Source organism: Methanobacterium formicicum, from assembly GCF_029848115.1.
GTDB classification, from domain to species: domain Archaea; phylum Methanobacteriota; class Methanobacteria; order Methanobacteriales; family Methanobacteriaceae; genus Methanobacterium; species Methanobacterium formicicum.
In genome coordinates, this window is record NZ_JARVXG010000051.1 from 107501 (window position 1) to 126434 (window position 18934).

The window sequence follows — 18934 nt, forward strand, 5'->3', positions numbered from 1 at the left end:
TCACCGTCAGTAGTACCGCCCATCCCACCTGGTAGGCAATGGCTTCCCAGCCCAAACCATAGGTTAGGGTGGATCGCAGTGCACTTAAGACATGGGTCCAGGGCAGGAGGTCGTAAAGCTGGAATGGCTGCCCCCAAAAGTTGGCTATCACCACATTGGGCAATGAGAAGAAAGCCCCCACCAGGAAACTGGTGGGAACACTGATGAGGGTTCCCAGATTGGCTGCTTGTCTGTCATTACGGGCAAAAGCCGCTATTATCATCCCCAGAGAAACAGAGGCTATCCCCCCAATTATTCCCACCAAAACAGCCAGTAGAAGTGTGTATATTCCTCCCTGCCAGTGGAATCCAATTAACACTGCCACTATCAGGAGGATAACCACCTGGGCCGCTGCTACCAGGGACCAGGGTATCAGTCCGCCTAATAAAAGGTCAAATGAGGTCATTTTTGACAGCTTTAAACGGGAAAGGGTTCCTTTTTCCACTTCTCGAGTTAGACCCGCAGCTACAGTGGTGGTTAACAGCAGTATGGCAAATACGATCATTCCCGGGGCCATGAAATCAAAGGTGGTGAAAGAACCGGTTCCTGGAATGGATTCCACCCGGGTCTGGAGGTAAGTGTCAGCGGTTACCCCGGAACTACCGGTAATGGCTTTCTGTATCTCACTGACCATTTTATCCTGATACTGCTCCAGAACACCGGTGAGTATCCCTTGGGTGGTTCCAAACCCAGTGTATCCTGTGTCTCCCCGAATAACTAACGTGGAAGTGACGTTAGTTGATGCCGATGCACTGGTTAATGACTGTTGCTGTAAATTAGCGGTGATGAGGGCCACCACTGACTGGGAGAAGTTTTCCGGTATGATCAGCTCGGCATCCACATCCCTCTGCTTGATTTTTTCATCAGCCTCACTTTCGGTGGTGGTGGTAACGTTAAACAGATGCACTTCACTATCTTGATACTGGGAATCTTCCAGTATTTTAGTGAGGTTGTTACCGAAATTCACCTGTTCCCCTGTTAGGGGCATGGTTGCTCCTTTATCCTGGTTAACCACAGCTAAGTTGTGTGGTTCGTTGCTCTGACCCATCCCGCCAAAGGCAAATCCAAACACCAGCATGAAAAACATTGGAAACAGTAATATCATTGCTAAACCACGGCGGTCACGGGTTAATTCTCTGAAATCCTTTTTGGCTATACTAATAAACTTCATCTTCTCACTCCCGCAATCCAGTCCCAGTTAAATCTATGAATACATCTTCCAGTGTGTTCTGCCTTACTGAAAGGTCCAAAACATGGACTCCAGTAGTTTCCACGGCATCAATAATTTGAGGGAGTTTACCCACTGCATCCAGGGCACGAACATTCAGTGCATCCTCCACTTTAACCACGGAATGCACCCCATCCATTAATGCCAGGATATCCACCACTTCTTCATTTTTAGCAGGGTCAGAGAGTTTCATCTCCACCACATCCCCCTCTCCTATCTCCTTTTTCAGGTTGGATGGTGTGTCCAGCCGTAGGAGTTTACCATGGTCTATGATGGCTATGCGGTCCGAAAGCCGATCGGCTTCATCCATGAGGTGGGTGGTCAGGATGACGGTTTTACCTTCTTCATCTCGCAGGTGGCGTATATAGTTCCATAAAACCCTCCGTGATTGGGGGTCCAGGCCTTCGGAGGGTTCATCCAGCACCACGATTTCTGGTTGGTGGACTACGGCCATTGCCAGGTTCAGGCGACGTTTCATACCTCCGGATAACTGATTTACCACGGTGTTGGCCTTATCCTGCAGGAAAAGATCATCCAGGAGCTTTTCCACCCTTAACTTCAGTTCATCCCGGGGTACCTCGTACATGTCCCCCATGAGCATGAGGCTTTCTTTACAGGTTAAAAAGTCCCAGAGGACCAGTTCCTGGGGGCAAATACCGATAATGCCCTTTTTTACATCTTCCAAGTCCTGGCCATTGATTAAAACCTGGCCACTGGTGGGGCGTAACAGTCCCACCATCATGTTGATTGAAGTGGTTTTCCCTGCCCCGTTGGGTCCCAGGAAGCCAAAAACTTCACCTTTTTTTATTTTTAAATTTAATTTATCCACGGCCTGGAAATCACCGAAATTCCGGGTGATATCACGCGCTTCTATAATTGTATCCGTCACTGAAATTCCTCCCATTCAAAAATCAAATGATAATAGGTTATTTAGAGATATAAAGTAATAGGATTCATTTTGATGAAATTTTTCCCATAAATTCAGAGTAAATTTATTTCCCATGAAGAACAGATCAAAAGTAGTAGGGGAATGTTTGGAGTATTAGTTGAACCGATAGTAAAGTCCAAATGGTGATGAAATGATTGACCGAATCGAAGTGACTATGATCAATGAAAGTGTGCACAACTTTCGCCGTGGAGAATTTGGAGTTGAATCCATTGAAATGGATGAAGACCGGGGTTTAATTGAGATTATTTATGCAACACAGGACAGTGGACGGAAAATAGTGCTACTTCCCCTGGAAAATGTGGAAAAATGCGAGTTTATCGAGAAACTGGACAAACACCAAAAAGATGAAGAGGATTAACCTTTAATAGATATTAAATGAAATTTTATCCATGACCATCCTTATTTGAGTTTGTTCTGGTAATATCTGGAGTATATCGCACCCAGCGGATTGTGGGCAAGTACTCGGTCTTTGACAACCAGGGTGGTGACTGGGGCCTGGGAATTCTGTGTAAATAAAATATCGTGCCCCATACACAGTCCTACTATAATGTTAAGTTCCGTTTTTTTCTCATTTAAAATATTAGCCTGGCCAACCGGGTTGCACATGACCTCAAAGCTCTTTTTATCAATCTGCTCCAGATTGAATTCTGATTTATCAATACCACATACCTTGCAGCAAACGGAGTCCACCTTGAAATCTTTCTGTAACAGGTCACCGATCTGGCGTGCTTCACCTTCTAAACCCACACAGAATGCCATTCCCAAGCGTTCATAACCCATTTCCTTTGAAAAGAGGATTAACTCTTCAATTCGTGTTTTTTCCATGTAGTACCGGGCTTCAATTGCAGAAGATGCTTCCAACAAATTAATATCATTATTAGTGTAGAGTTTTTTAATTCTTTCTCCATTTTTAAGACAGTCTTTACCACTAAAACAATCCTTATCCTGACAAAAAGCACAGTTCAAAAATAATTCCTCCTTAAACAAACTTAACTTTATTGTTATGGTAACTAATTCTCTGATATCCTAAAATAATATCTGGTCCTATCAAAAGATTACAGGTTTTCAGGAATCTGTAAAATTATGTAAAAATCATAGATTTAATCAATAATCCTCTTTTAAAAGCTGGATATCCAATTTATTCCTGGAAATTCCGGATAATCAATTCCTTTATCTCACCCCGGCTGGCGGTGTTAGAGTTTATGTTACGTTTGGCGGGGACTCTATCTATTCTATAACCCCGGTATAATTCATCGAAGAAATTATCAGCTGGGTTATTATTTTTAGGGTCACTGTTACTCAGAATGAGGTAGGCACCCCTGGAATCCATTTCCTGGTAAAATCTGGCTAATTTTTCCTGATCATGGTCACTGAATCTTTCCCGGGAGTAACTGGTGAAATGAGAAGTGCTGTTTAAGGGCCGATAGGGTGGGTCCATGTACACTAAAGTATCCTTTTTAATGTATTGCCGGGCCTGGGTAAAATCCGCGCACCGGACCTCTGTTTTTTGAAGGGCCTGGTGAACTGCCTGCAGGTTTACTTCATCACAGATGTTAGGATTCTTGTACCTGCCGAAGGGTACGTTGAACTCACCCTTACTGTTGAGGCGAAAGAGTCCGTTGAAACAGGTTTTATTCAGGAATATCAAAGAGGCAGTTCTGGAAATCCAATCATCACCATAATCAGTGTAGTTCATCAAGGGCATATTCTGGTTGAATTCAGCCCGGATACGGTAAAAGTTATCTTTTCGGGCATCTTCACTCTTCTGAAGATGTTCCTCTTCCATACCTTTTAAAAGAGTGATTAGTTTGTGGGGGTCCTGCTGAATAACCCGGTAGGCCATTATTAATTCTGGATTAACATCCAGGAGAATGGAATCCCGGACCTGGTAATGGTTTTTCAGGTAGAAAAACATGGCCCCACCACCAACAAAGGGCTCCAAATATCGTTCGATAACCCTTTTTTCCTTAATTGATTGGGGTAATCTCTTTTCAAGTTCAAAAAGTAGTTGAGTTTTTCCCCCCGCCCATTTCAAATAGGGTCTGGCAATATTAAAGTTTTTTTCAGCTATATCAGTGGCCATTTCTATAATCCCTAAAATCCATTGATTTTATCCTCAAGATATTTTTATAATGCCTGTCTTTTATTTTTTTGATTTGGATTTATTCTTGCAGAATGTGTTCTGGTGCTCCTCCCAGGATAACCAGACCTTCCGCCTCCAGAAAGTGCAGATCACCGGGTATTATCATGCAGTGCAATGGACCACCAAAATCCTCTTCAACCAAAACATCCACCCGATGGGCACGTACCAGGGGTTCAGGAGAGCCTGCCCTGGCTATCACCACTGCCAAAGTGTCAGTGGTTATTATTCCCTCATTTCGTTCATTTTCTACACGCAAAAGGTATTCCAGTCCTTCATTGGCAGTCATGTAATAATCACGGTGAGCCTGTATATCCAGGAGCACCAGGGTGTGCAGTCCCATTTTCCTATTCTCCGCAATAACCTGATAGGGAGAATGTGGAAAGTAGTTATTCTCCGGTCGGGGTATGGTGGTTACCTTCCCGAACTTATAGGCCTGCAGGCCAGCAATGCCCGGGGCTGCCGAGAGAATGGATGAAGCATGTATCACCCTAGTAGGGATGCCATTTTTACGGGCTTCCATCAGGATATCAGCATGAGTGGTGGCCATTAAGGGGTCACCTGCAGTCAAAAAGACTACATCCTTAGTTTTTGCCTGCTTAAGGGGCAAATTCTCTTCTTCCACTTCTTCACGACGCAGAATGTTAATGGTCACCCCGGCCAGGCTTTCCAGGGATTTGAGATCGCCACCGAATAATCGGGCAGTATAGAATTCAGCGTAAACAACATCAGCAGATTTTATAGCTTCCAGACCATTTATAGATATGTCTTTTTCATCGTAAAGTCCCAGTCCAACCAGGTAGAGCATTTTTTTCACCTTCAACATCTAATTATAGGATGAAAGGTTTATAAAATTTTATTTCAAAAATTAACATAACTGGTTAAACTAGTTAACCTAACATATAACCTAGATGATTCTTGGAAATTAACGAATTATAGAAGTGAAATTAGAGAGTTTAGAAGAGAATTCAAAGATAAACTAATAAATTAGGATAATTATTTAGAAATTAGATGATATTTGAGGAATTCCATGATTGGTTTAAAGGTCCCTAAAAAAGAAGCCAACCGCATCCGCCTTATTCTACTGGAGAAATCATTTCTGGATCACCACTGGAAGATTAGACGTTTTGAAGAAAACGTTTATCTCCCCTTAAATCAAACCCCCTGCCCTGATTTTTTGAAGGAACTGGGACTTCAACTGGAAAATATCGTTGAAACTGATTTTGAAGAACTTAAAAAAAGGCCCCGTAACATTGAAGACTATCTCCAGGGTAGAATACCCCCTGAAAAAATGGAGGAATTTAAAAAATCCTTTGATATAATAGGGGATGTGGTGATCCTGGAGATTCCCCCTGAATTAGAAGAAGAAAAGTATCTTATTGGCGAGGCAGCTCTAAAATTCACCAAAAGAAGGTCAGTTTACCGTAAGAAGAGTGCTATTAAAGGTGTTGTCCGCACCCGCGAACTGGAACACCTGGCTGGGGAAGATGTCTCCGAAACCATCCACCGAGAACACGATTCTAGAATAATGCTGGACGTGAAAAAAGTTTACTTCAGTCCCCGTCTGGCCACGGAAAGGAAGATCGTGGGGGACCAGGTCCAGGATGGTGAGGTGATCATTGATATGTTCACCGGGGTGGGTCCCTTTGCCATTAACATCGCCCGCCGGTCTAAACTCCCGAATGTGAAGATCCACGCCATAGACATCAACCCCCCGGCCATACATTACCTTCAGAAGAATATCATCCTAAACAAAGTACAAGGTAAGATCAACCCGTTACTGGGAGATGTAGCCAAAGTTTTAAAGGATTTAGATGTTAAAGCCGACCGGATTATTATGAACCTACCGGGAACTGCCTGTGAGTTCCTCCCAGTGGCAGTAAAGCACCTAAAACCGGGTGGAATCCTCCATTATTACCAGTTCAGCCGTGATTTCGACAACCCCATAGCAAAAGTGAAAAATGCAGCTTACCCCCGCCAGATAGAAGTTTTAGATAAGCGTAAAGTTAAATCCCGGAGTCCCGGAGTGTGGCATGTGGGAATTGATGTTAAAATCAATTAAAAGTAAACCACTTTTTTTAATTGATTGATTTTATTTTAAAACCATTAATATCTTTAAACTGTTAATTATTTCTAAAAATTCTTTAAACTGTTAATTGTATCTTAAAAAATTAAAAGGAAAATAAGAATCCCGTGATTAATGTTAAAATGGTTCTAAAATTCCATCTTCAGTTATGATGCCGGTTATAAGGTCACTGGGGACAACATCAAAGGATGGATTTCTCACTTCTGTTGTTAAGGGGGCTGCAAAACAACCAGCAAAGCCCAATACTTCCACAGGATCGCGTTCTTCGATTTCAATATCATAAATACTGTTTTCATAATCAAAGGTACTCTTGGGTGCAGCTACATAGAATGGTACATTGAATCGTTTGGCTGCCAGGGCTACCATAAGTGATCCGATTTTGTTGGCCACTCCCCCCTTAGCCACACGGTCCGCACCTATAACTACCTTGTTTATAGCTCCTTCCTGCATCAGGCGGCCAGCAGCTCCGTCCACTATAAGTTTCACTGGTATGTTTTCCTGCTGCATTTCCCATACACTCAAGCGAGCCCCCTGGAGTACTGGTCGGGTTTCATCACACACCACACTGATGTTTTTACCTTCCGCATTGGCAGCGCGTATAACTCCCAGTGCTGTTCCGTAGTCCACACAGGCTAGGGCTCCGGCGTTGCAGTGGGTGAGTATGGTGTCACCGTCATCAATCACCTCTGCGCCGTGCCTTCCCATGCTTCGATTGGTGTCCATATCCTCTTCATACATGAGGAGTGCCTCTTTCAGAGGATCATCCGAGGCCATGATCCGATCCACAGCCCAGAATAGATTTACAGCGGTTGGTCGGGCATCTTTCATTTCCTGGGCGGCTTTTTCCATATCTTCATCTGCTAAGTAAGCCAGTACCATACCAAATGCTGCAGCCACACCAATAGCCGGTGCTCCACGAACCACCATTGTTTTTATAGCAGTTATAACATCCTGATAAGATCCACAGACCAGGTATTCGGTTTCATGAGGCAATATAGTTTGATCAAGCAGGTAAAGGAGGTCATCCTTCCAGTACATGGTTTTCATGTGATTTCACATCCTGTAATAGTGTTAATAAATTCAATATTTCCGTAAACATTTTATTTTAAGAAAGAGAAGGTTTTTAAATCGTTTAAAAATAAAAAAAATTTGTTTGAGGGGTTGTTTTATCCCCTAGTAATGACTGGCCGGTGTCATGTCCAGGTGTTTGTCCTCTTTTCCCGGTACTCCGTAGGCATCGGCCCGGCACTGAGTACAGGCCCGGAAGACAGGCAAAATTTCCTCAACATTATCCCTTACTGTGGAAAGCTCCTCGCAACCAGGACGCTGGTAATCTTTCATTTTGTAGAGAGGAATGAGAGGTATAACGTTCATCAGACTGGCACCACGTTTTTTAACTTCCTGGGCTATGTCTGGGATGTGTTCATCGTTTAACCCAGGTATGAGTACACTGTTGACCTTGACCACCACTCCCAGTTTGGATACTTTTTCAATTCCTTCCAGCTGTTTTTCCGAGATGATCTTGAAGGCTTCTTCTCCTTCGTAGACTTTACCATCGTAAACTGCTCTGGAGTAGATTTTCTTTCCGATTTCCGGGTCAATGGCATTTACAGTTACGGTAATGGTACTTATGTTGACGGCGGCCACTTCTTCTGCCAGATCAGCCAGGAGTAATCCATTGGTACTCATGCACTTTATAAGGTCCGGGAATTTCTTATCGATTATGCGGAAGAACTCCAGTGTTTCAGGGTTGGCCAGGGCATCTCCTGGTCCGGCCACTCCCACCACACTAATGGGCATCTCCTTGATGACCTTGGCCACGTGGGTGACTGCTTCTTCTACCGTCATCACCCTGGAAGATACACCGGGGCGTTGCTCACATTTGTTTAATTCTCGGGTGCAGAAGTTGCACTGTATGTTACAGCGAGGTGCAATGGGCAGGTGAACTCTACCCACCTTGTCGTGCATTTTTTCATTAAAGCAGGGATGTACCTTGGTTATATGGGCAAATTTAGATTCATTCATAAATAATTCCTCCGCTCATAAATCTATGAATCTTTAAGATTGAACTATCCAGATAAACATGTTATATTTTATGGGATTTATATTGATCCCTGGTTTACCTTTTGAGGGAAATAGGAGGTTATTTATCTCCTCAAAGTTTAAGATTCATTCCATGATTACCTCATGATGGTGAATTTGGACTTTTTATTCTTTAAACTTATTTCCTAACTTCTTAGAGGTCTTGGATTCTGAATTATTTGATTTTTTCTTTTTTTGAGGAGATTCTGCATCTAAATCATATGATTTTTTATTTTCTTTAATTTTCTGGATTATTTCCCTGGTTTTTTCCAGGTATTCTTCCTTGATGTACTCATCAGAACAGGTGAGAGCTATTATATTACCTTCAGAGTAGTGTTCCACCACCCGGAATCCCTCAGGAATGATGCGGAAAAGGGCATCGTAGATCTTCTTTTTGAGGTCCTCTTCCGGGTCATGTACCACCAGGCCTTCCAGTTTTATTTGTGGATCATCGATGACCACTTCGAAACGACTGGGCTGGTGGATTTTATTTCTTCCTTCCACTTCCCAGAGCTTTTTTAGAAGTTCAGGAAGATAATTTTCGTCTTTTATCCTTATGAAACCTTCGTTAGCTTCCGGATCATATTCGTATTCTGCGAAATCTTCCAGAACCACGGGTGGGGCTGCTTTTTCGTATTTTACTGCGATGATGAATACTGGCTCGCGGGGGTCCACATATATCCGGACGTCATTTACAGCACGGCCTATCTGTACTTCCTGGAGTATATGTCTCAGGATCATATCGTAGACTTCGCGCCCGTTTTCATCGTAGCATTCCACATACATGGTATCGCCTGGGATTATTTTTTAGCTTTAACATCTTTGTCCACCATTCCCGAAACTAATAGGGCAGCTCCTACTGCTCCAATGTGCTGGGAATGTTCAGGTACAATGACTTCCATTCCACCCAGGACAGTGCTCACTGCTTCCACCAGTCCTCCAATGAGACTGGTTCCCCCTACCTGAATGAGGGGTTCTCTCACGTCAATTTCCTGTAACTGCTGTTCGTATACCTGTTCGGCCACGGAGTAACAGGCTGCGGCAGCTACATCTTCCTTGGTACCACCGGCAGCCAGGGAGGTAACCAGGTCCTGTATTCCGAATACAATACAGTAACTGTTCAAGAGTGCTTTTTTGAAGTTTCCTTTGAGAGCTAAAGGCCCTAATTCGCTGATGTCCACACCTAATCTGCGGGCAGTGATTTCCAGGAATCTTCCTGATGCTCCGGCACATATTCCACCCATGGTGAAGTTGTCCGGAATACCATCGTTGACAGTGATGACCTTGTTATCCATACCCCCTATGTCCAGGACTGTGGCTTCACCTCGTTGGTGTCCTGCCAGGTAAACTGCTCCTTTGGAATTAACTGAGAGTTCTTCCTGTATCAGGGCAGCGTTCATGTGTTTCCCTATGGTGAGCCTACCGTATCCAGTGACTCCCACTCCCTCTACGTCCGATTCTTTGTATCCTGTACCTTCAAAGGCCTGCACCATTCCTTCCTGGGCACTGGCAATTACATCGGTGGTGGGGAGCCAGCCAGTGCCTATTATCTTGTTATTTTCCATTAACACTACTTTAGTGGTGGTTGACCCCGAATCTATACCTAGTGTGAGGCCTTCCTGTTTTTCCCGGGCCAGTAAACTTTTCCGGGCAACTATGGTGGATAGTGCTTCCATCCGGATGAAGAGCTCATCAGCTTTGGTTCGTTCGGTGAAAGAATAGGTAACCACCGGTAAGTTGGTGTTCTGTTGTATGAAACGCCTTACTTCATTTCTAACCAGTGCTCCCTCGGCACAGCGGAAACATGTGGCTATAAATACTGCATCGGCGTCTGATTTTCCCTCAACCAGGGACATTGCCCGGGCAATCATCAAGCGGATGCTGCTACTGGCGGCATTGAATCCGAACTTATGGTAAGCTTCATCTATGTAGTCCAGATCAGCTTCAGGGATAATTATTTCTGCTCCAAAGGTGGATGCTGCCTTTTCAATTTCTTTCTGGACACCACTGTACTCGGTTCCACATGAAATCTGAGCTATTTTTACCATTGTTATTCCTCCACCGTCTCCTTGGTATCTTTCTCTGGTTCTGCCTTTTCATCCGATTCAGATTTATCCAGACCATCCAGAAAGGTGTTGATTTTGTTAATTACTTCCACAGTTTCATCTTTGCTTTCAGGATAATGTATTTCCAGTACGGGAATGCCTCTTTTCCGGAGGAAGTACATGGAAAGTTCGTTGGTACGGGCACAACCTATGCATCCAAAACCATAGGGGGCATCCTCCATGATTATGGCTGCTTCTGCTTCGTCAATAATTGGTCCAAAAATGGCCATTCTGCCCCTTACACCGGAGGGAACTTCAATAGCCGCATATTTAAGGCCCTTAATGGGTTCTTCTTCAGTGATGTTAAAGGGAGGGGAATCTATTTCCGGGTCAGTAACTTTCTTACGAATCTCTTTCTGAATAACCAGAGGTTCATGACCCTTTCTTTCCACCATATCTGCCAGTATCAACGAGTTAGGTGGGAAAACAGCTATTTTCACTGCACATCACCCCTGGGCTCATTTAGTTCTTCTGGTCTTTTTGTAATCTCCATAATATCACTGTAAATTCCCTTAGTTATATCCACCACACCTATGGCTGCTATTACCTGTCCTTCTTCTGTAACCGGAACCACCACCACTGGTATACCCTGGTAAGCTCCAGTTTTAGGGATTTCCTGGACCACTTTACCCTCTTTAAGCACTTCTTCCAGGACGGGTCCGGTATATTCACTGTCCACAATTTTACTATCTTCAATACGAACACCAGGATTCTCAAGGGTGCGCATGGTTATAGGGAGACCATTTACCAGTTGGTGAATGGCCAGAGCCATTGGGGCTATTTCTTCTCCTGTGGAGGATGCATTGATATTCATTTTTCACACTCCTGGGCAATTTTTTTAAACTCATCTGGAGTAATTTTCTCTGGTTCTTCCAGGGTCACTGCTTCTGGATTTTCCAGGGCATCACAAACATATTCCAGTAATTCATATTCCTTTTCCAGCTGGTGGAATCCTTCCCTGGCAGCTCCACGTTTAGCCCGGCATCTCCTAGGATCTCCTGGTGGGAATCCCCGGTCCTTGGTAAATATGTTAGATGGGTCGAGCTTTCTTATCTGGTTAACTGCCTCCATCACATCTTCCTTTTCCCCGTGTACCACGGCACCGTAACAGGTGGATTTAATGGTTAGAGGTAATTCTAGCATGTGCAGTTTTCCCACCAGTTCACTCTGGCTTAGCTGGGCTTTGGGGCCCAGTACAATCATTCGGGTGACTTTATCTTTTTCTGGCGACATAAATGGTATCCCCCTCTTTGTATTTCTCCAGATGTTCTATTCCTTCAACCATTCTTCCGATGATGTTGGTTCCCTGGAATGGTTCTCCCGTAGGTCCAAATTCCTTGTTATCCTCAAATCGCACCCCCACCATTCCTATATGGCGGCGTGACATATTGGTGATCCCTATTTCTCCTGCTTTCACCACTTCCTGCGGGTTGTTTTCCGGTATTAATCCCTTGGATTCCTTGGGGAAATCCTTGAACATCAACAGTTTCATGCCGGGGAAGGCGAAGTGTACCTGCAGGGATCCCACTGGTGAATCCAGGAGTCCGGTGATTTTCTGGAAGTACCAGGTGGAGCGGGGTGCACCGGGGTAGAGTTCCACGTGGAGTAGGTCTTCTGCAGGGATCCCTAAGGTTTTAACCTCTCCCTGGGCTATGATATCCATGGTGTAGTGTGGTTCCTGCTTTACCACCACGGCATCATCATCCTGTAAACCTTCCCTGATCTGTTTCACTCCATTTTCTTGTAAGAATTCCTCAGCCTCTTTCTGGGTCATGGAAAGAGTCATTATCCGGGTAGGGGATGTTTGGAAGGTTACTTCATCACCATAACCAGCAATGTCCAGTAACTGCATTCCACTGACCACAGTTCCCAAGACATTATGGGAGGGGGTGGAGACTCGGTCTTCCCGGTAAATGTACACACGACCCATTCCCTTACCCTTATTACGGAAGGTTATGGTTCCCCTTTTACGTTGATCAATGTGCTCTGCTTCTTTTTCAAGTCCCTGTAAGGCATAAAATCCCAGGAATGTATTGGATTCATAATCAACCCGTATTTTTCCAGATTCCTGGAGTGCATAGAAGTGTTCTACTGATTGGGGTGATTTGGGGTTGGGCTTAACCTGGACATAGGTGAATATCTGGTTACCTTCCTCCAGGAGTGTTTCCAGGTTGGTTATGGCTGCACTTTTAACAATGTTTTCCCGTTCCAGGACTGGTTTTACCCCTACTATTTCATCATCATCGTTGAGTTTGAGTATAGTTCTCTTCCCCCCAACCACCCGGGCAAAAACTCCCCTGTTTTCTTCAGGGGCACCGTAAACTGCTTCATGTTCCCCCGTGGAGAGTATTAAATGGGTTGAGTCTGCAGTAAACCCGGAAAGGCTGAAAAGAACATCCCAACGTTTATAACGGTATTTTTCGTGGCTGGGAGTGAGTTGGGTTTGTACCGGACCAATTGCCACCTCTTGGGAGGTGGTCCAGCGCACACCCTTAGCAAATTCCTTGTAAAAGTGTTTCCAGGTTGAAACCAGGCTTTCAGGAGCATCGTCCACTATTTCAATGATGATACTTCCCTTGTTAGTTTTCAAACTGTACTTGTTGACGTGTTTTTCTACTTCTTCCGTCCCCTTTACCAGTCCCAGAACACAACCTGGCAAGTAAGGCGCTCCCACTTTATCAATGGCATCCTGTATTGTTGATCCTTCAGGGAGTTCTATTTTTTCTCCATTGATCTTCACCTGCATTAAATTATCCTCCTAGGGATTTTCATCATGTATTCCTGTGATCCTATCGGTGCAAAAATCAAAAACAACCTCATTATCACCTTCAGAGGTTAGATATAATTTTTTTTCCGGTATTATATGGCCCACCACCCGGGTGGTTACATTGACCTTTTCCAGAATCTGGGTGATTTGGGAAACATTCCCTTCGGGTGCAGTGAGCACGAATCCCGATCCAGGGTAAAGTTTCAGCCAGTCTTCCCAGTTAACAGCGATGTTACGGGGTATCATCCCTAACTCTACGGTAGCCCCCACATTTGAGGTTTCCAGGAGCATTCCCAGGGTTCCCAGGGTTCCCGGGTTACTTATATCCTTCCCGGCAGTTAAGAGATGTTTCTGGGCCAGTTCATTCATGGCCAGGATCTGGGCCTGGACCAGTTCCGGGCTTTTCATGGTGGTGGTATCCCAGTTCAGGTGAAACTGGGGGTGTATTTCCCCCTCCAGATCAATGGCCACCAGGACTTTATCTCCTGGACGGGCCCCACAACTGGTTATAATGTCGTCGCGGTTCATTATTCCAGTTATAGAGACATCCAAAGAGTTGTATGGTGCGTCGGGATGTACGTGTCCTCCCACCATTGGCACCCCAAATTTTTTAACCCCTTCATTGATTCCATCCATGATCTGGGCGCATATCTCTTTATCCTGGGTGGAAATGACGTTGGTCATTCCAATGGGTATTCCCCCCATGGCCGCAATGTCATTGACATTAACCAGTACTGAACAGTAACCGGCCCACCAGGGATCCGCTTCCATGAGCTTCCCCCACATCCCATCTGCGGCCAGAAGAACCACCTGTCCATTGTCTATTTCCAGGGCGGATGCATCATCACCAAAACCTAGAATAGTGCGTCCTGCGATGTTATATGTGTCTTCAAGAAGCCCGGTCACGTCTTTTATAAGGTTTTTGCGGGTAATGCCCTCAAAATTTTTTATAGAATTAACAAGTGATTTTAAATCCAAGAGTGCACCTCTATTAAGTTAGTTTCTATTATTACCTGCCCGGGGGCGATGATTATTAATCTAAACTGTTTATAATAACATCAACTAAATATTAAGACCTTATTCTCCGATTGAATAGCCTATACTCAACTATATCTTACCTGGTATTGGCTGGTTATATTACTAATAATCTGTAGTAATTTACTTTTAAAATTTTCTATATTTTCTATTTCTATGCTCTCTTGATGGTTGAAAAGTTCTGAAAATATCTTTTCACCCACTAAATCATCCCAACCACTTTCAAATTCGATTATTAAAGAACCCTCAGTTTTAAACCCCTCTTCAACAACTTTATCCAGATCTCCATCGGTTATACCAATTATGGGAACGTTAAAACGGTAAAGTATATCGGCAGCAACCAGTGTGGTATCATCCCCCACTGTAACCACCAGGTCTGCATTTTTTAACTTGTAGATATCCTCAGCAGCATGACTAAGGTAGGCAATGGTGAAATGGGTGTTTGATTTTTCAGATTTTAATATTCGGGGTTTTACCCGGGATTTACGTAACAAGCCAGTTTTTACTATTGCCTTTTCCAGCTCAACTGGCCCTAATTTTTCCACCCCATGTTTTTTCAACGTTCCACCTATAAGTTGGGTTATAATACCCTCTTCAGCAATAATGGCCACTTCAGATGAGGTTGATTTGCCAATAACTATACCATTGACGAATATATTCTCACCAGGAGACACACCGGCAATTTTTCGGCAGATGGTTTGGCCGGTTCCCTGACAGGGATCCTGAGAAAATAAAGTGTTCCTGATCTCCTCGGGAGAGACCAATCTTAACCCCATTTCAGTGGCTATCTCTGCTGCCAGAGGAGTTAGATCATCCCTCCAGGGCACCACACTGCCATCGGGTTCACCGGGTCTTTCCATCTGAACAATGGGAGGATGACCTGTGCTATTGTTATAAACCTTGTAACCAAAGGCGTGTCCGGTTACACTGGATTTACCGTAGTTAATAAGAAAAATAACATCACTACCTTCATCGCTGAATTTATCCACCGACTGGCTGGGGAACAGTTTATGGCTGATATCAATCTTATCTTCCAGATTAGCATCAATAACTGCAGTTCGCCCCATAGTACCGCCTAATCTGGCTTTGACCGTACCATATCTTTCTAAAAACTTTAAAAACTTCAGGGCATAACCAGAATCAACTATTTCTGGCCCGTGCACCACTAAACCAATTTTCATCTTCTTCATTACTTCACCATAGAATCAGGGTATTTATTATAATTACCTACAACCCAGTACCCGTATTAAAATACCTATCACTAATAGTAACATTACAATTACGTTACCAATCACGTACCAATGGGCTCTGAACTGGGTTATTTTTTAATTCGCTTGCGATAAACAGGGGATCCACAGATTTCACAGTCTTCCTCCTGATAATCAGAAGGGTACTGGTGACGGCACCCCCGGCAAATTTTTATCCAACCATAAATTCCGGTTATTCCTTCAGTCATTACACCCTGGTAGGGAATTTTTAGAATTTTCAGGATGTTCTGTATGGAGTAATCATCAGTGACCACCGTAGGATGATAATTCTTCAAAAGTGTGACTGCCAAGGCCACTAAACTAATATCCACCTCTGACAGCCGCAAAATATCTCCAGAGTTATGGATGGCACTTTTTACCTGGTTAACGGAGTCATTATCCGGTTCTTTCACCATGATTTTACCCTCATCTAAAGCCGATTGAAGTGATATCTGTGATTTTAAATCCTTAATTTCAGATAAAACACCATTTATGGTTATATTTTTATGTTTTGAAGATATGAATCCCCCAATAATTCCAGATGCATCCAAAACATATACTTTTTCCTTCATAATTCACCATCCTACTCAGTAATACTTTCGAGGCACTCCCATCCTAAGAATTTATGATCCAACCAATGGATCAATTAACCCCGAATACAAATTTAAAGAAGTATATAAGGTTTTTCTTAATAATAAAAGGATTTAAAGCTTTTTTATACGTTACCCTCCACCCGTGAGAAATGTTTTTATGTTAGTAAAACAATAGATCAATTGATCGAGGGAGAGTGACATTAGACTCCTTTCACAATTTTTCGCCTGCGAAAAACCGCCTCCGATTTGGACCTAATTCTCTCCCTTGGATTAATATGGAAATAAACTTATTTTAAAACGTTTTTTAGCAATATTATTGAATTATATTCCTATAAAATTTTAGAGATTACTGGTTTACTAACACCAAATCCTCCTTAGTTAATACTCCAATAATACTTTTTAACGCCAGTAATGCAATTTTAATTCGTTAGGGGTAATGATTTATGTGCATTTATTTTTATAGGCATATATTTTATTTAATCCTCACCGTTTAATATTCCATTGATTAAATCTCTCCTATATAAATTCAATACCAGTAACTTTCATATAATATTAAACTGTACTAATTTAGTTTATCCACGGCGTAGGAAGTGGGACTATGCAAAGTAAAACCATGACCGAACATAAAAAACACAGCCCTTTACAGGTTAAGGTGGGAATAATCACGTTAAGTGACTCAAAATCTGTTTCATCCCACCAGGAAGATGAAAATTTTGTTTCCAGTACGGAAGATCTATCTGGCCAGATCATTAAAGAATCTCTGGCGGATCAACATGAAATAGTAGCTTATCAGATCATACCTGATGATGCCGACCTCCTTTTAGAAACCATAGAGAAAATCCGGAAAGTCGGTGCCCAGATCATCATCAGCACTGGTGGTACTGGAATTGGGAAAAGAGATATTACTATTGAAACAATTAAGCCCCTATTTGACAAAGAATTAAATGGTTTTGGAGAAATTTTCCGTTACGAAACCTATAAAGAGTTGGGAACCGGTGCCATAATGACCCGGGCAACAGCAGGAGTGTGGAAAGAAACCCTCCTGGTAGCCTTACCCGGATCACCAAATGCGGTGCAGCTCGGGATGAAAATAATTAAACCAGAACTGGGACATCTGGTCAAACATATGAAACAGTAATAGAGTGAAATTGGTTATAAAAAAGCAATGATAAATGAAAGAAAATAAGGAAAATACGAAAGGATAAGGAAAAATAAAGGAAGAAATAAAGTGTAATATTAGATTAAATGTTTATCTTACTTCACTAATGGAGACCAGTGGTTCTAAAGTTATCCCCTGTTTTTTTAACTCTTCCACTGCTCCTTCTTCTCGATCAACCACTACAAATGTTCTTTCCACCACTCCTCCATTGTCTTGAACTGCCCTGACTGCTTTTAAAAGAGAATGGCCGGTGGTGGTAACATCTTCTACCACAATTACTTTATCCCCTGTTTTCAACTCTCCTTCTATTAATTGAGAGGTTCCATAATCCTTCTGTGCCTTGCGAATCATGAGCATAGGTATACCCGCGTGCAGGGCCACTGCCGTTGCTATGGGAACCGCTCCCAGGGCAGGTCCCGCCACCCGGTCAATATCATCATCACTGATGAGTTGGGAGATGATCTTGGACACCTGGTAAAGGATCTGGGGGTCGGTGATGGCTTTTTTCATATCCACATAATAGTCACTCTCCCTACCGGAGGAAAGAGTGAATTTACCGAATTTAATTACGTTGTTATCATTTAACAGACTTATTAATTGGTTTTTTTCCTGTTTAATCAATTAAATCATTCCTATTTTTGAATCTTGTTCCCCTCTGACATCGCTGGCAAACTCCTCTATCCTGCTGAAAACATTTTTCGCAGACCAAGTTCCCACAGAGAGAACAGGTGTACATTTTGCCGGGTTGACCGCAGATACTGCACAATCCTCTAACTTCCAAAAAACATCACCCTCCCCAACAATGGTTGGTTGAAGCTATAAAATCTTATTTAAGTCCGGGGACAAAAAATAAAGGGTAAAATTAAGTTAGTACCCCAATATACTTAAAATATTGATACCCTGAATATTAATTAAAAATCGTAGGCTGTTTCGTAGGTGGTTTCTCCTTCCCTACTTTTGAGAAGTATTTTATCCCCGATTTTACTCACCATATCATAAGGAACAATTGTCTCTCCTTTAGACAGCCCTAAACCTTCAGATATGCCTCCTTTGCTTACTACAAAGGATAAGATTTGATTGGTTTCGAAATTCACTTCCACATCTTTAACTTTTCCAATAACCACAGCTGAACTGTCTAAAACCTCTTTTCCAACAATTTCTTCAACGATCCTCATGGTAATCACCTCGGTAACATAGGAAGGGTAGTACCTTTTTTACCACCCTCAATTATTTAAGATCAAAGTTTTATTCATATATTTTAAGTTCCAGGTTATACTTATAATTTCACTGTAGGATTTAAGGGCGTAAAAAGCCAGATATCCTGATAAATAACGTTTAGCAGGATTAAATTAATTCCAATACCTTTTTAAATAATATTTATTCCAGCAGAGTATAAATTGCTAAATGATATTAAATTAGGGCCGTTTTCGTATGTTCTACATTATGTTTAAATGAAAAAACCAACCCTACAGTATTTTACATTTCAGATTAAGTTGATTTTATA

22 protein-coding genes (1 of these 22 only partly in view) are annotated in these 18934 nt (G+C 42.8%); 3 read left to right on the forward strand and 19 right to left on the reverse strand.

The window, feature by feature from the left end; all coding sequences use genetic code 11:
- Together QC759_RS07825 and QC759_RS07830 are read right to left on the reverse strand one after the other, a co-directional pair.
- Positions 1-1210: the 5' portion of an ABC transporter permease gene (locus tag QC759_RS07825; RefSeq protein WP_048072123.1), read on the reverse strand. Its footprint begins 59 nt before the window's first position; 1210 of the gene's 1269 nt are visible here — the first part of the coding sequence; the start codon lies at positions 1208-1210; its stop codon lies off the left edge, out of view.
- Between the two features lie 4 nt (positions 1211-1214).
- Positions 1215-2156: an ABC transporter ATP-binding protein gene (locus QC759_RS07830; RefSeq protein WP_171824068.1), complete on the reverse strand. Its 942-nt coding sequence runs from the start codon at positions 2154-2156 to the stop codon at positions 1215-1217.
- A 190-nt stretch (positions 2157-2346) separates the two neighbouring features.
- On the opposite strand from QC759_RS07830, the gene QC759_RS07835 reads away from it, so the two are divergent.
- A complete protein-coding gene (locus QC759_RS07835; RefSeq protein WP_048072125.1) occupies positions 2347-2574 on the forward strand; it encodes a hypothetical protein in 228 nt (75 codons plus the stop codon).
- 41 nt (positions 2575-2615) lie between these two features.
- On the opposite strand, the gene QC759_RS07840 is transcribed toward QC759_RS07835, so the two are convergent.
- The 3 genes from QC759_RS07840 to dph5 all read right to left on the reverse strand — a co-directional run bounded on the left by QC759_RS07840 (position 2616) and on the right by dph5 (position 5164).
- A complete protein-coding gene (locus tag QC759_RS07840; RefSeq protein ID WP_048072126.1) occupies positions 2616-3182 on the reverse strand; it encodes a DUF1847 domain-containing protein in 567 nt (188 codons plus the stop codon).
- A gap of 172 nt (positions 3183-3354) precedes the next feature.
- Positions 3355-4299: a DNA adenine methylase gene (locus QC759_RS07845; protein ID WP_048072127.1), complete on the reverse strand. Its 945-nt coding sequence runs from the start codon at positions 4297-4299 to the stop codon at positions 3355-3357.
- A 79-nt stretch (positions 4300-4378) separates the two neighbouring features.
- A complete protein-coding gene (dph5, locus tag QC759_RS07850; RefSeq protein ID WP_048072128.1) occupies positions 4379-5164 on the reverse strand; it encodes a diphthine synthase in 786 nt (261 codons plus the stop codon).
- 222 nt (positions 5165-5386) lie between these two features.
- Here dph5 and QC759_RS07855 point away from each other — a divergent pair, with 222 nt between their 5' ends.
- Positions 5387-6418: a class I SAM-dependent methyltransferase gene (locus QC759_RS07855; RefSeq protein WP_048072129.1), complete on the forward strand. Its 1032-nt coding sequence runs from the start codon at positions 5387-5389 to the stop codon at positions 6416-6418.
- 141 nt (positions 6419-6559) lie between these two features.
- Here the strand turns inward: QC759_RS07855 and mtnA are convergent, their stop codons facing one another.
- From mtnA to QC759_RS07910, 11 genes are all read right to left on the reverse strand, one after another.
- Positions 6560-7489 (reverse strand): S-methyl-5-thioribose-1-phosphate isomerase, encoded by a 930-nt coding sequence (gene mtnA / locus QC759_RS07860; RefSeq protein WP_048072130.1) that lies wholly within the window; start codon positions 7487-7489, stop codon positions 6560-6562.
- Positions 7490-7615: 126 nt separating this feature from the next.
- The gene (locus QC759_RS07865) at positions 7616-8467 is read right to left on the reverse strand and encodes a radical SAM protein (protein ID WP_048072131.1); all 852 of its coding nucleotides are present in this window, start codon (positions 8465-8467) and stop codon (positions 7616-7618) included.
- A gap of 183 nt (positions 8468-8650) precedes the next feature.
- The gene (locus QC759_RS07870) at positions 8651-9310 is read right to left on the reverse strand and encodes a methanogenesis marker 17 protein (protein ID WP_048072132.1); all 660 of its coding nucleotides are present in this window, start codon (positions 9308-9310) and stop codon (positions 8651-8653) included.
- Between the two features lie 14 nt (positions 9311-9324).
- On the reverse strand, positions 9325-10572 hold the full coding sequence (locus QC759_RS07875; RefSeq protein WP_048072133.1) for a methanogenesis marker 15 protein: 1248 nt from the start codon (positions 10570-10572) through the stop codon (positions 9325-9327).
- A 2-nt stretch (positions 10573-10574) separates the two neighbouring features.
- Positions 10575-11069: a methanogenesis marker 5 protein gene (locus tag QC759_RS07880; protein WP_048072134.1), complete on the reverse strand. Its 495-nt coding sequence runs from the start codon at positions 11067-11069 to the stop codon at positions 10575-10577.
- Entirely contained in the window at positions 11066-11443 is a 378-nt protein-coding gene (locus QC759_RS07885; protein WP_048072135.1) for a DUF2111 domain-containing protein, read from the reverse strand. Before QC759_RS07885 ends, QC759_RS07880 begins: the two co-directional genes overlap by 4 nt.
- Entirely contained in the window at positions 11440-11862 is a 423-nt protein-coding gene (locus tag QC759_RS07890; RefSeq protein ID WP_048072136.1) for a methanogenesis marker 6 protein, read from the reverse strand. Before QC759_RS07890 ends, QC759_RS07885 begins: the two co-directional genes overlap by 4 nt.
- Entirely contained in the window at positions 11843-13375 is a 1533-nt protein-coding gene (gene mmp3, locus QC759_RS07895; protein ID WP_048072137.1) for a methyl-coenzyme M reductase-associated protein Mmp3, read from the reverse strand. The genes QC759_RS07890 and mmp3 overlap by 20 nt, the downstream gene beginning before the upstream one ends.
- Positions 13376-13387: 12 nt before the next feature.
- On the reverse strand, positions 13388-14374 hold the full coding sequence (locus QC759_RS07900; protein ID WP_048072138.1) for a methanogenesis marker 2 protein: 987 nt from the start codon (positions 14372-14374) through the stop codon (positions 13388-13390).
- 125 nt (positions 14375-14499) lie between these two features.
- On the reverse strand, positions 14500-15612 hold the full coding sequence (locus QC759_RS07905) for a DUF2117 domain-containing protein (protein ID WP_048073806.1): 1113 nt from the start codon (positions 15610-15612) through the stop codon (positions 14500-14502).
- Positions 15613-15749: 137 nt separating this feature from the next.
- Entirely contained in the window at positions 15750-16250 is a 501-nt protein-coding gene (locus QC759_RS07910; protein WP_048072139.1) for a PIN domain-containing protein, read from the reverse strand.
- 619 nt (positions 16251-16869) lie between these two features.
- Between QC759_RS07910 and QC759_RS07915 the strand changes: the two genes are divergently transcribed.
- A complete protein-coding gene (locus QC759_RS07915; protein WP_048072140.1) occupies positions 16870-17409 on the forward strand; it encodes a MogA/MoaB family molybdenum cofactor biosynthesis protein in 540 nt (179 codons plus the stop codon).
- A 111-nt stretch (positions 17410-17520) separates the two neighbouring features.
- Here QC759_RS07915 and pyrE read toward each other — a convergent pair whose 3' ends face one another.
- The 3 genes from pyrE to QC759_RS07930 all read right to left on the reverse strand — a co-directional run bounded on the left by pyrE (position 17521) and on the right by QC759_RS07930 (position 18605).
- Positions 17521-18048 (reverse strand): orotate phosphoribosyltransferase, encoded by a 528-nt coding sequence (gene pyrE / locus QC759_RS07920; protein ID WP_276699676.1) that lies wholly within the window; start codon positions 18046-18048, stop codon positions 17521-17523.
- Positions 18044-18211 (reverse strand): orotate phosphoribosyltransferase, encoded by a 168-nt coding sequence (locus QC759_RS07925; protein WP_081944539.1) that lies wholly within the window; start codon positions 18209-18211, stop codon positions 18044-18046. Before QC759_RS07925 ends, pyrE begins: the two co-directional genes overlap by 5 nt.
- Positions 18212-18341: 130 nt before the next feature.
- A complete protein-coding gene (locus QC759_RS07930; protein ID WP_048072142.1) occupies positions 18342-18605 on the reverse strand; it encodes a PRC-barrel domain-containing protein in 264 nt (87 codons plus the stop codon).
- Positions 18606-18934: the final 329 nt, after the last annotated feature.